The organism is Streptomyces monomycini (assembly GCF_022271435.1).
GTDB lineage: Bacteria > Actinomycetota > Actinomycetes > Streptomycetales > Streptomycetaceae > Streptomyces > Streptomyces monomycini.
On the sequence record NZ_JAFIQY010000028.1, the window covers coordinates 1 to 12281 of the forward strand.

Annotated in this window: 10 protein-coding genes and 3 pseudogenes; 5 read left to right on the forward strand and 8 right to left on the reverse strand. The window is 69.3% G+C overall.

All coding sequences use genetic code 11. The features are described from left to right. A pseudogene (locus tag JXZ78_RS26690) lies at window positions 1-120 on the forward strand (IS5/IS1182 family transposase); the annotation flags it as partial. Window positions 121-167: 47 nt separating this feature from the next. After that, window positions 168-1009: pseudogene (locus JXZ78_RS26695) on the forward strand (IS5 family transposase). A 121-nt stretch (window positions 1010-1130) separates the two neighbouring features. On the opposite strand, the gene JXZ78_RS26700 reads toward JXZ78_RS26695, so the two are convergent. Genes JXZ78_RS26700 through JXZ78_RS26710 form a run of 3 tightly spaced genes read right to left on the reverse strand, consistent with a single transcriptional unit; the run spans window position 1131 to window position 2804 of the window. Continuing rightward, on the reverse strand, window positions 1131-1862 hold the full coding sequence (locus JXZ78_RS26700) for a tRNA-dependent cyclodipeptide synthase (RefSeq protein ID WP_238783395.1): 732 nt from the start codon (window positions 1860-1862) through the stop codon (window positions 1131-1133). Between the two features lie 29 nt (window positions 1863-1891). Next, window positions 1892-2209, reverse strand: coding sequence for a DUF6092 family protein (locus tag JXZ78_RS26705; protein WP_050502804.1), 318 nt, complete (start codon window positions 2207-2209; stop codon window positions 1892-1894). A gap of 1 nt (window position 2210) precedes the next feature. Next, window positions 2211-2804 carry a nitroreductase family protein gene (locus tag JXZ78_RS26710; protein ID WP_030022688.1) on the reverse strand — a complete coding sequence of 198 codons (594 nt, stop codon included), beginning with the start codon at window positions 2802-2804 and terminating at the stop codon, window positions 2211-2213. A gap of 404 nt (window positions 2805-3208) precedes the next feature. Between JXZ78_RS26710 and JXZ78_RS26715 the strand changes: the two genes are divergently transcribed. After that, window positions 3209-3733 (forward strand): mycothiol-dependent nitroreductase Rv2466c family protein, encoded by a 525-nt coding sequence (locus tag JXZ78_RS26715; RefSeq protein ID WP_372498448.1) that lies wholly within the window; start codon window positions 3209-3211, stop codon window positions 3731-3733. A gap of 130 nt (window positions 3734-3863) precedes the next feature. Here the strand turns inward: JXZ78_RS26715 and JXZ78_RS26720 are convergent. Continuing rightward, window positions 3864-4988: pseudogene (locus JXZ78_RS26720) on the reverse strand (IS701 family transposase); the annotation flags it as partial. An 807-nt stretch (window positions 4989-5795) separates the two neighbouring features. Here JXZ78_RS26720 and JXZ78_RS26725 point away from each other — a divergent pair. After that, complete coding sequence (locus JXZ78_RS26725; protein WP_208870206.1) at window positions 5796-5993, forward strand: helix-turn-helix transcriptional regulator; 198 nt, start codon at window positions 5796-5798, stop codon at window positions 5991-5993. 619 nt (window positions 5994-6612) lie between these two features. Next, window positions 6613-6939 carry a site-specific integrase gene (locus JXZ78_RS26730; RefSeq protein ID WP_238783397.1) on the forward strand — a complete coding sequence of 109 codons (327 nt, stop codon included), beginning with the start codon at window positions 6613-6615 and terminating at the stop codon, window positions 6937-6939. 366 nt (window positions 6940-7305) lie between these two features. Here JXZ78_RS26730 and JXZ78_RS26735 read toward each other — a convergent pair whose 3' ends face one another. The 4 genes from JXZ78_RS26735 to JXZ78_RS26750 all read right to left on the reverse strand — a co-directional run bounded on the left by JXZ78_RS26735 (window position 7306) and on the right by JXZ78_RS26750 (window position 12146). Next, on the reverse strand, window positions 7306-7548 hold the full coding sequence (locus JXZ78_RS26735; RefSeq protein WP_030022692.1) for a WhiB family transcriptional regulator: 243 nt from the start codon (window positions 7546-7548) through the stop codon (window positions 7306-7308). Window positions 7549-7773: 225 nt separating this feature from the next. After that, on the reverse strand, window positions 7774-8793 hold the full coding sequence (locus JXZ78_RS26740) for an SMP-30/gluconolactonase/LRE family protein (protein ID WP_372498449.1): 1020 nt from the start codon (window positions 8791-8793) through the stop codon (window positions 7774-7776). 54 nt (window positions 8794-8847) lie between these two features. Beyond that, window positions 8848-10362, reverse strand: a complete 1515-nt coding sequence (locus JXZ78_RS26745; protein ID WP_238783400.1) for an amino acid permease — start codon at window positions 10360-10362, stop codon at window positions 8848-8850. 380 nt (window positions 10363-10742) lie between these two features. Then, window positions 10743-12146, reverse strand: a complete 1404-nt coding sequence (locus JXZ78_RS26750; protein ID WP_030022698.1) for a DUF5685 family protein — start codon at window positions 12144-12146, stop codon at window positions 10743-10745. Between the last annotated feature and the right edge of the window lie 135 nt (window positions 12147-12281).

Below are 12281 nucleotides of genomic sequence, written 5' to 3' on the forward strand. Positions count from 1 at the left end.
CTGCACTGGTTCAGCCGCCTGCGCATCCGCTGGGAAACCCGCGACGACATCCACGAAGCATTCCTGAAACTCGCCTGCTCACTCATCTGCTGGCGACGCCTGCGTCCCACATTGCGTTAGGAGCTCTTAGGCAGTTTTGTTTGGATCGGTTGGTCGTTGGTCCAGGTATGCCGTTAATCGACGTGCAGTGGGCACGGATCGAGCCGTTGCTGCCGGACCGGGCGCCGGGGCGGGGTGGTCGCTGGCGCGATCACCGAGTGGTGATCGACGCGATTGCCTTGAAGTTCCAGACCGGCACGCAGTGGGTGCACCTGCCGGAGAAGTACGGCAACTGGAGAGGTGTCTGCAACCGGTTGCGGATGTGGGCCGTGGACGGCACGTGGGAGCGGGTGTTTACCGCGTTGATGGCCCAGGCCGACGCCGACGAGGGCCTGACCTGGGCCGTCTCGGTGGATTCCACGGTCGTTCGGGCTCCTCAGCACGCGGTGGGGGCCCGCAAAAAGGGGCTCCGGCCGGTGAGCCGGCCGGCCACGCCATCGGCCGGTCCCGCGGCGGACTGACCACGAAGATCACCTCGTCGCCGACGGCCGCTGCCGTCCCTCGCCTTCGTCCTCACCGCCGGGCAGGCCGGGGACGCACCCGCCTTCGCGGCGGTCATGGCCCGCTTGAGCGTTCCCCGGCGGCGTGGCCGCCCGCGTACGAGGCCGGACGTGGTGCTGGCGGACAAGGCGTATTCCTCCGTGCGATCCGTGACCACCTGCGCAAACGCGGCATCCGGGCGGTGGTCCCGGTCCCGGCCGGCCAGCGTGGCCACCGGCTGCGGCGGGGCAGCCGGGGCGGCAGGCCACCAGCCTTCGACCGCGAGGCATACCAACAGCGCAACACCGTCGAGCGGTGCATCAACCGTTTGAAGCAGTGGCGCGGGATCGCCACCCGCTACGAGAAGACCGCCACGATCTGCCTGGCCGGACTGCACATCGCTGGCATCTTCCTCTGGTCCGCTCGCTGATCCAAACGAGAGCCCCTAGGCGGAGGCCCCGGGCCTGGTGTGCCGGCGCTCCGCCGAGGTGTACGAAATCGCCTCGGCGGAGCTTCGCGCCGGCCGGCCCGCATCGCCCGCTACCGGCACCTCAAGCGGCGACCGGCCCGCCCCGTTCCTCGCCTTCACCGGGCCGGACGACCACGTAGCCCTGGCCCGTGGCGGCCTGGTACTCCGTGTCTCCACCGGCGAAGTGCACGGTGACCGGGGTGAGCATGTGGTAGCAGAGCACCGAGGTCGAGACGCCGAAGACGCCGGGGGAGTCCACGAACAGCGGTGCCTCGGCCATGACGTACTTCATGCCTGCCTCAAGGTGCGCGTCGGAGATCCCCTCGCCGTCCGGGCGGTTCGTGACGACGGCGCGCACCATGTCCCGGCAGGCCGCGGCGAAGGGCTCGTCGTACTGGACGGCCTGGTCCACGCGGGCGCGTACGGCCTGGTACTCGGGGGTGTCCTGGATCTCGGAGAGGGGCCGGACGCGGAAGCGGGCGACTTCGGGGCCCAGGCTCTCCGTCGCCCGATGGATGCGGCGGCGTACGTCCTTGAGCGTGCGCTTCACCGACTTGGCGGCCTCGCGGGGGTCACGGCCGTCCGCGATCTGCATGTCGTCGATGTGGGTATCGACATAGACGACGTCCGTCATCTTGAAATGGTGCGCGGCCCACTGCAGCAGAGCCGTGAGCCGGCGCTGACTGAAGTAGCTGTTGCCTGCGCTTATCCCGATGAGGGCGTGCTCACCCATCTTCCATAATCGCCCGGACTTCTCACCGAGGGCTTCTGACTGCATGCCGTGGGAGTCGCCGAGGGGGACGGTATTCAGCATGTCGGGGGAATCTCTCATTCCACTTCTGTTCACGCGGATTTCATATTCTTCAGGGCGTCGACCAGGCGCATGCATACGTCGTCAAGGATTCCGGGAAGCAGCTCATCGCCTCCCATCGGACTGAACATCTGGTCGTCCAGGCGGCGGCGAACGGCGCTGAGTTCCGGGGTGCTCACGCCGTTCTGGTCCAGGGTCTCCAGCGCCCGCCGAGCGCCGTCGAGGCAGCGGTACACGCCGTACTCGGGCGGCTCTGCGAGAAGCCCCCGTGCGCTGCTGAGCAGATACGCGGCGAGGAGGGCGACGTCCTCGTGCAGCCGGTCCGGCGCGGCGGACGGCCGGTTCGGCACCTCAGACGGCCGGGGTCGTGGCGGAGTGGTTTCCCCAGACTTCATGGCTGACGACCTCCTTCTTGTCGCGGCGTTCGGAGGGGGTGGGCGGGCTCGCGGGCCGGCCGATCGGCACGATCAGCACCGGCTCGATGTGCTCGGGAAGGCCGAGCAGCGCGCCGACCGCGTCCTTGCGGAAGCTGTGCACGGGGCATCCGCCCAGGCCGACGGCGTGCGCGGCGAGGAGCAGGTTCTCCACCGCCATGGCCACACAGAGCTTGCTGGTGGCGTGGATGTTCTCCGCGGCCGCCGGAGAGTGATGCTTCGTCAGGCTCTGGTCGACGCAGGCGAGGACGCAGAACGCGGGGGTCCCGATGATGCCGGGGGAGAAGGCCCGCAGGCGCCGCACGGACGCCGGATCACGTACGACGACGAAGGACCAGGCCTGCTTGTTGGAGGCGGAGGGGGCCGCGAGCATGGCGTCGAGCAGCTGGTCGATCACGGAGGCGTCGACCGGCTCGGGTGCGTAGTTGCGGACGACGCTGCGGGTGCGGAGGACGTGCAGCGCGTCCGGTAACTCGCCGGGTGGTGAATCCTTCTGGGGGTTCTTCGACATGCGTTTCCTTTCAGGTAGGGCCTTCGGGATTCTCCGGGCGAGGGATTCTGCCCGTGGTGCCCAATTCTTGTCGTGTGCCGTCCAGGAGTACTCAAGCGAGACGCGAGGCGCATCAGGTATGGGTACCTGATCCGGCGTCCCAGGGCCTTGAGCTATTCGATCTCTGGAGGATTGTTAGCACATCAACAATCGTTCACGCAAGGGCAGGTGGGGGAGGTAACAGTCTTCCCTTGTGAGGTGTTCAGAAAGGCCCTTCATGCGTTCCGCCCGGCCACAACTGCCGTAGGGGTACGATTGGTTGGGCGACCGTCGGCAAAGATTCGGACCGGCGTCGCGTGGGTGTCGACTTCTGGTTCGACCCCGTGTGCCCGTACGCCTAGATCACCTCGTGCTGACTGCGCGAGGTGGAGCGGGTGCGCGACATCGCCGTGCGGTGGCGGGTGATGAGCCTCGCCGTGCTCAACGAAGGCCTCGCCGTCGACCCTGAGGACCCCGAGGGGCTGTACGGGGAGTACATGAAGGCGCACGGCCGGGTGTGCGCGGCGGTCCGCGAGCGCCACGGGAACGAGGCGCTCGGCCGGTACTTCGACGCCCTCGGGCAGCGGCTCCACGAACAGCAGGACTGGCCCGGCATGGCGGCCGCGCTCGCCGCCGCGGGACTCCCGGCGGACCTCGCGTCCGTGGCGATGACCGGGGAGTACGACGCCGTGGTGCGGGCCTCGCATCAGGCGGGCATCGCCCTGGTCGGTACCGACGTCGGCACGCCGGTGCTCTCCGTCGACGGGGTGGGAGCGGTCTTCGGCCCCGTCGTGTCCCCCGCCCCCAGGGGCGAGGCGGCCGGGCGGCTGTGGGACGGCGTGGTGCTGATGGCCGGAGCGGAGAGCTTCTGCGAGTTCAGGCGCCTGTATAGGGAGTTGGACGTCGGCTGACAGCGTGACACGCCACCGCGCACCGCCCTCGCCTGGATGCTTACGTTCTGGTGCGTAGCTGACGTCATCGTGTGCGTCGTCGACTACGACGCCGCGCAGCGGCGGTCACGAGGGTGACGTGGTGGTGTCACCCTGGCCAGGAACGCCCTTCGAAGTGGTCCACGCCCAGGCCGCGTTTGAGTTCGCGGTAGTCGTGTTCGATGCGCCAGCGGACCTTGGCCAGACGGACCAGGTCGGCGACCGGGATGTCGGCCGGCAGATTGGACAGCCAGAATCCGGTCGGTGCGTCGGCGTCGGCGGGCCATTCCGTCAGCAGTCAGCAGTCAGCAGTCAGCAGTCAGCAGTCGGGCAGGATCCCGTCCCACCAGCCTTGTCCGGCCGAGGCCGAGGCCGCGGCCTTGACCGGACGCTCGACGGCTTTGCCGGCCGGGCGGACACGCACGGCGGCGAAGCGGGAACGCAACTCTCCTCGGGAGCCGCCTCGCCAGGTGAGAGGGGCGAATGCTTCCTGCCCGGGGCTGACGGCCAGGGCAGCCACCGATGGTGCGGCCTGCCGGTATCGCGGCTGGGGCCAGCATCCGACAGGACCGTTGCGCGTCGGGGCGACAGGCTCTGCCTCGAAGGGGTGGACGCTCGTATCCGAGCGGATGGCCAGGACGTAGGCCAGCCCACGCTCGGACAGCGCCGTCCGCAGGTGGGCGTGGGTGCCGTAGGCGGCGTCGGCCACCACGACCGGGGGTCTGATGCCCCAGTCGGCCGGTGTGTCGAGCATGTCCAGAGCCAGCCGCCACTTCTCGCGGGGCGTGACCTCGGGCGGGACGCGGGTGATGGCCCGGCGGCCGGTGTCCGACGCCCACTCCTCGGGCAGGAACAGCCGCCACTGCAGCGGGCGGGAAGCCGTGTCGGTCGCGGCATGGACGCTGACCGCGACCTGGCAGTTCGCCCGTTTGCCCAACGCTCCGCAGTACTGCGGAGCCACGGCGACCGACATCTGTCCGTCTTCGGGTACCGACACGTTGTCGATCACCCAGGCCGTCGGGTGGATGAGCGGCAGCGTCCGCTCGACGATCCGCCGCTGCACCGGCACCGGATCCCACGTCGACTGGTTCACGAACTGCTGCACGTTCTGCTCGTTGTCGTCCGGCAGGCGCGCGGCCATCGCCTGGATCGATGTGCGGCGGCCGTCCAGCATGAGTCCAGTCCCCGCAGGTAGCAGTCGCCTTTTGCGCGGCACAGACGCGAACACATCAGCCACTTACAACGCCAACGTGGTCCGGACACGGCCCACTTCAGGTGCATCCGCACACCCAACATGCTCGTGATCAGCGCTGATAGGAAGACCTAACGGAGTCCTATTAGACGGACTGCAGAACATTCGTGTTCAACCGCGCAGCGTCGCCGTAGTAGATCCACACCCGCCACGCCGTGTCGGCTGTCGTCCGCACTTTAACTAGGGCGTCGGCGCCCGAACTTCGTGCTTACTTCCTGCGTCGCGGGTAGGTCACCGGCTGACCCATTCGCCCACGGCAGACGAGGAGGGCCCCGCAAAGAGCTGGAAACCTTCCCGGGGGTCATGTCAACGTACGACCCCCCTGGCTGAATAGGGCTCGTCAGTGCTCTCCGGGCGACATGTGAGGAGTTCATTCTGTGGGATCACACCCTCCGGGCTTTGCGAATAACTGCCCACGACTTCCTCCTCTGGAGGCAGACAACGTGTGATCCGCGAAATGAGGGTCAGGCGATTTTGGATCAGGGGCGCCCCAGTGAAGGAGCGCAACATAGCCGAGAATCGCCGGTTAGCCAAACCGGCGATCGTCGCGACCATAGAGGAGTTCGCGACGGCTGCACTATTCGGTGATGCCCTTGCGGACGCAGTGGAGGATGTCGCAAGGGAGATGAGGACGCAATGAGCCTGCTCATGCTCCATCGAACCCGCAGCCCTGCTGCAGTCCTGACGCTGTCCATCGTCTGGCGCCTCAGCCCACCTGCACATGAGGAATCATCCATGCCCACACATTCGCTGCCTGCTCTTCCTGCCACCCGTGCCGCACAAGCGGCGTTCATGAACGTCAAAGACGCCGCCGAATACCTAGGTCTCTCACCTCACACGCTCTACGTCTGGCGTCATCGACGGCAGGGGCCGCCGAGCTTCCGGATGGGCCCCCGTGGCCGAGTCATATATTGCGTGGAGTCTGTTGATGCCTGGGTGCACGAACAGGAACAGGCGGACTCGCGAACCGCTACTGTACTGAGTCCTTAGGTGACCGGTCTGCAGTTTCAGTCCGGCCCAGTACCCAGTTCTTGATCCGTTGCTCATCCGGCGGCACTGCACCCATCCCCTACGGAAAGGCGTCATACGTGTCTGGCTACATAGAAGACCGTTGGCTGAAGAAGCGTCCCAATCCGGAGACCGGCAAGCGTGAGCGCACAGCGTTGTACGGTAAGTGCACGCGCTACCGCGTCAAAGGCATACCCGGCGTCAGGAGCCGCTCATTTGACGCGCTTCAGGACGCTAAGACCTGGCTCGCTCAATCCCAGGCGGAGGCCGGGCGTGGCGAGTTTATTGACCCGCGAGGGTGCGCAGGTCCTGCGCACCTGGATGAAGCGGCTTGAGCAGGCTCTCGGTCCGACCTCGATCCGGCTGGTCTGGGCGACCCTTTCCGGTGTTCTTCAGAACGCCGTCGAGGACCGCCGCCTCACACGCAACCCATGTCGTGTCGGCACGGTCGGCCCGCCGACGGCCACACCGGGCAGGGTCGAGGCATGGCCGCCTGAGCGTGTGCCGGCCGTTCGCGCGACGATGCCCGACCGCTACCCCGGCTGCTCGTCGTGCTCGGAGCGGGGCTCGGGCTGCGCCAGGGGGAGCCTTCGGGCTGAGCTTGGAGGACATCGACTTCGCCAAAGAGGTCGTCCACGTCCGGCGCCAGGTCAAGCGTGTGGGCTCCAGCCTGTGCTTCGCACTCCCCAAGGGCCGCAAGGTCCGGGACGTTCCGTTGCCGTCAAGCGTGGCTCGGGACATTCAGTGGCACCTGGTACCTTTCGTGCCGCTGCCGGTGCCGCTGCCGGTGCCGCTGCCATGGGCCGACCCGCGTCCGCCCGAGACGCCGGTGGAGGTGAAGCATCGGAGGCCGAGGGCGTTCGACCTCTTGGTAACCGGGCGCAGGCGCGGCGCCATCGACCGCAAGAGCTTCAACATCTACGTGTAGAAGCCGGCCTTGGCCAGAGCAGGTGTCATCGCTCCGTTGCAAGAGGGCCGCCCAGGGCGTTCTCGTGTGTGGGAGCCGTCCAGGGAGCACGGCTTTCATGCCTTGCGCCACTTCTATGCTTCCGAGGAACTGGAGGCTGGTGAGTCCGTCGTCTCCCTGGCGCGGTGGCTGGGGGACTCGGACCCGGGCTTTACGCTGCGGACGTACTCCCACTTCCTGCCCCGCGCCAGCGCACGGGGCACAGCAGCCATCGACGCGGTCTTCGCATAGGCCGGATTGGGGCACCGAGACCGGCCTTGGCCCAGGGGAGAGTCGGTCTCGGCAGGTGCGCAAAGTCCCAGAGAAGCCCCACAGCGCTGCCGACCTTCAGGCCGCCCGGCGTTTTCGCAGGCCAGAGAACTTGCGGCGTTCCTCCTCGTCGGTGCCGCCCCAGATGCCGTAGTTCTGGCCCGTCTGGAGGGCCCATTCCAGGCAGGCGCCGGCCACCGGGCACCGGCGGCACACTGCCTTGGCGTCCGCCTGCTGCTGGGCGGCGGGGCCCGTCACTCCTACGGGGAAGAAGAGTTCCGGGTCCTCGTCCAGGCACGCTGCTTTTTCCCACCACTTCATGGCTGCCTTACCTCGCGGGGATTGTCGGAAGGTTGTCTTCTTTCGTCTTTTCGTCGCAGGTTCCCCACGGAGCCGCGTACCGGGCCGTGCCCGTACGCGGTGGCGGCACGTCAGTCGGCCCGGCGCCTTGGGGCGGCGGGCTTGCGGGGGCGGCTGTTGTGGCCCCCTGTTGTCCGAGTCCGCACGTGGGAACCTGGATGTCCCGGGTGCCCGTGCGGGCAGGGTTCAATCCCGTGACGCGCCGGGGAGTTCGCAGACGGCCAGTGCGTGTTCGTGGATGCTGCCCAGGATCAGGTGGCCTTCGTGTTCGCAGACGCTGGTCACCATGCGGTAGTCCGGGCTGCGGCGTCGCAGGTCGTGGACGATGCGGCCGGCGGTGTCGACCGCCAGGACGCCGGTGAGGGGGCCGGGCCGGGGGCGGACGCGCCGGGCCACGCTCCACGCGGCGTGGCGCAGTGCCGGTTTTGTGCGGTGCAGGCGGTCCAGGCCGGTGGAGCGCGGCCCGGCCAGGGCCACCCAGAACAGACCACCGGGACCGCGTGACATGTTGTCGGGGTAGCCCGGCAGGTCGGCGGCGAGTATGTCGTGCTGTCCGGCCCGTGGTCCGGTCAGCCACAGCCTGGACAGCCGGCGGGCGCCGGTCTCCGCCACGGTGACGTAGGACTCGTCCGGCGCCAGGGCGACGCCGTTGGCGAACTGGAGGCCGTCCAGTACGACTTCGGGCGTACCGCCGGGGCGCAGCCGGACCAGGTGACCGGTGCCGGTGTGCTCCAGGATGTCGCCGAGCCAGTCCTCCAGGGGGTAGCGGCGGCTGGAGACGCTGAAGTAGACCGTGCCGTCGGCGGCTGCCGCGGCGTTGCTGCAGAAGCGCAGCGGGGAGCCGTCGACGGTGTCGGCGAGAGTCCGTACCGTACCGTCGGACGGTTCGACGCGCAGCAGTCCCCGGCGCGCGTCGCACACCAGGACTCCGCCGTCGGGCAGCGGTTCCAGCCCGAGTGGGCGGCCGCCGGTGCGGGCGACGACTTCGGCGCGGGGTGCGCCGGCGGGGGTGGTGCCGGTCGGCTCGTTGCCCGGGCTCTTCGGGAAGGGGTCCAGCCGCAGTACGCGGCCGTCCTCCAAACCGGTGAGCACCCGCCCGGCCGCGTCCACCACCACGTCCTCCGGCCCTCTCCCGTCGAGCGGTACCGTCCGCAGCGGCGGCAGGGGCTTGGTCATCCGGCTGGTCTGGTCGTATGCGTTGGCCATGACGTGCTGACTACCCGGCGCCGGGAGCCTTTACCAGGGGGAGGGGCAAGCCGGTCAATTTATCGGTGGCTTGGTTGATTCTTGGTCAATTGGTGGCTTGGTCTGCCGCGTGGTGGGTGGGGCTGCCGGTCCGGGTTCCGGCTCGTGTCCGGGGTCGGGCAGGTGGTAGGAGCGGCGGCCCGCGACGGCCCACCAGGCGGTGGCCAGGGTGAGGACGAGGAGCAGGGCCACGGGCGCGTAGTTGAAGGTGGCGAGGGAGACGGGGTGGGACTGGGGGAGCAGGAACAGGACGGTGACGAAGGCCACCCAGAGCACGGCGACCCGGCCGACCGGGACGCCCCAGCGGCCCAGGTTCCACGGGCCGGGCCGGAAGGTGCGGCGGTGGCGCAGGCGCAGATAGACGGGGATGGCGTAGGCCGGGGTGATGCCGATGACGTTGATGGAGGTGACGGCCGCGTAGGCCGCCGAGGAGTAGAGGGAGGGGAGGGCGAGGACGGCGGCGACGGCCACGGAGAGCAGGACGGCCCGGGTCGGTGTGCCGGTGCGCGGGGAGACGTGCCGCCACCAGGCGGAGCCGGGCAGCGCGCCGTCGCGGGAGAACGCGAACACCATGCGGGAGGTGGCCGCCACCTCCGCGTTGCCGCAGAACAGCTGCGCGACGATCACCACCAGCAGCAGCGCCTTCGCCCCGCTGACGCCGAGCGCGTCGAGGAAGATCTGCGCGGGCGGCACGCCGGTCGGGGTGTTCTGCACGCCGGTGTAGTCCTGGATGGCGAAGGTCAGCCCGGCCAGCAGGAAGAAGCCGGCGACCCAGGACCAGCGGATGGCCCGTACGATCCCGCGGGCCGCGTTCACCTGCGCCCCGGTGGTCTCCTCGCTCAGGTGCGCCGACGCGTCGTACCCGCTGAAGGTGTACTGGGCCAGCAGCAGGCCGATCAGCGCCACGTACAGCGTGCTGTTCCAGCCGGTGCCGTTGACGAAGGTGGTGAAGACGAAGGAGGGGGACTGGTGGTGGGCGGGGACCAGCCACAGGACGCCGACGATGAGCGCGACCCCGGCCAGGTGCCACCACACGGAGACGGTGTTGAGGATGCTGACCAGGTGTACGCCGAAGAGGTTCAGTGTCGCGTGCAGTGCCAGGATGCAGACGTAGATCACCATGAGTGACCCGGGGGTGGGCTCGAAGCCCCACTGCAGACCGGCGAACGCGCCCGCGAACAGGGCGCAGCCGTAGTCGATACCGGCGATCGCGCCGAGCAGGCCGAGGAGATTCAGCCAGCCGGTGTACCACCCCCAGCGCTTGCCGCCGAGCCGGTCGGCCATGAAGTACAGCGCGCCCGACGTCGGGTAGGCGCTGGTGACCTCGGCCAGCCCGGCGCCGACGAACATCACCATGACGCCGACCACGATCCAGCCCCACATCATCACCGCGGGGCCGCCGGTGACCAGGCCGAACCCGTACAGCGTCAGGCAGCCGGAGAGGACGGAGATCACCGAGAAGGAGATGGCGAAGTTCGCGAACGGGCCCATCCGCCGTTTCAGTACGGGGGTGTAGCCCAGCTTGCGCAGGAAGTCGTGGTCGGCCCGGGGGCCGGCCGGGGCCTGGCCCTCAGGGGCGGATCGCCTGGTGCGCGTCACGGATGCAGCCTCCAGTACGGGGTGGATGAGCCGTTGGCGCAAGGAAAGGACCAGGGGGGTGGGAGTGTCGAGGTTTTTCAGGGGGCGTGTCCGGATCAGTGGCCTGGGGGCGTGATCGTGGCCGGGGGGTGCGGTTCGGTTCGTCTCGTCTGTTCCGTCTGTAGCGGTACGACGTCGGTACGGCATCGGTACGACGTGCCGGCCCCGTCACGTCGTTACGGCGCCGTGTCGACGTGACGGGGCGGGGTGGGAAGTGGCGGGGCGGGGTTGGGTGGGACTTGGGCCGGTGGGGACGGGGGGCGTCGTGCGGGTCAGCAGTCGCAGCAGCAGCCGTCGCAACAGCAGGAATCCGGGCAGCAGGAGTCCGGACAGCAGTTGCAGCATTCGCAGCTGTCACAGCAGTCGCAGTCCCGGCAGCAGCCTTCGCGTTTCTTGCGCGACCACGGCCCCTCGTACTCCTCCGCGCAGCAGAGTTGGCAGGTGCAGCAGAGCCCGATGGCGACCGCGCAGCCGGTCAGGAGGCCGCGGGGCTTTTTCGGCGGAGGAGGGGCGCCGTGGCCGCCGTTGCCCCCGAAGGCCCCATGGCCCCCGGAGCCGCCTTGGCCTCCATGACCTCCAGAACCGCCATGGCCCCCGTAACCCCCGTAACCACCCGGCCCGCCCGGCGCCACCGGCCCGCCCGAGTACGGGTTCTGCGGGCCGTTGAGGTGCTGCGGGCCGTGGGCGTACGGGCCGCCGGGCGCGGTCTGGCCGTACGAAGGCGGTGCGGGGTACGGCTGCTGCGGGGGCTGCGGCTGCCCGTACGGAGTGCCGGCCCCACCGTCGTACGGGCCCGCCCCGTGCCCCTGGTGCGAGCATGACGCCGTACCGAAGGCGCGGTCGACGGACCGTCGCAGCTCGTGCACGAGCAGGACGTGCACCAGCGCGGAATCGGTGAACTCCACGTCACGCAGCGCCAGGCGGATGCCGTGCAGCGCGTCGTCGCACAGTTGGCGGGCCTGGGCGGGGGAGGCGCCGGTGGCGGTCAGCGGGTTCCAGGCGCCCTCGGCGGCGTCCGCGGCGCGGTCCTCCACGGCGTCGAGGAGGTGGGCCAGTCGCCCGAAGAGCCGGCCGGCCTCGGTCAGCGGTGCGGCGTTGCCGGGACGGCCCGCGAGGACCGCGGTGTGGGCGAAGGCGGCGGCGGTCGCCGTCTCGGTGGGCTCGGTGATGACGGTCAACGGGGTGCCGGGACCCGCCAGTTGCTCGATGCCCACCTGGCGGTCGACGGCGTCGACGAGGACGGACGTGTCGAAGCCGAGGGTCGCGCCGGTACGGGCTCCCGCCCGGTCCCAGCCGGCGGCGACCTTGCGTGCCGCGGCGGCCACCGGGCGGCGGCGCAACAGCCCGTTCCGGTCGGCGACATGGTCGCGGATCTTCGCCGAGGCGAGCACCAGCGAGACCGAAGCGGCCAGCCGCGCGCCCTCACCCTTCGCCACCGAGGCGGTCCGCATGCCGCGCAGCGGGCAGGGCCCGGCGGTACGGCGCTGCGCCGCCGCCCGGCCGGCCTGGGCGTCCGTCAGGACGGACACGATCAAGCCATCGTAATTGGTCACCACCCGGGCGAACTGCCCGTGGTCACCGCGCAGAGCGAGGCACAGCCCACACAGGTGGGCCATCCATTCGGCCTTGAGCCCGTTGGACAGGCGGTGGGTGCAGGGCCTGACGATCCCGAACACGTGAAGAGAACCCCCGTTGGACATCGTGAAGAGCGGTCGTGGCTCAGAGTGGTCGTGGTGAAAAGTGGTCGTGGCTGGAAATCGTATTACCCGGCGGGGCGGGTGGCGGTCGGGGTGTCCCGAGCGGCGGGGGTG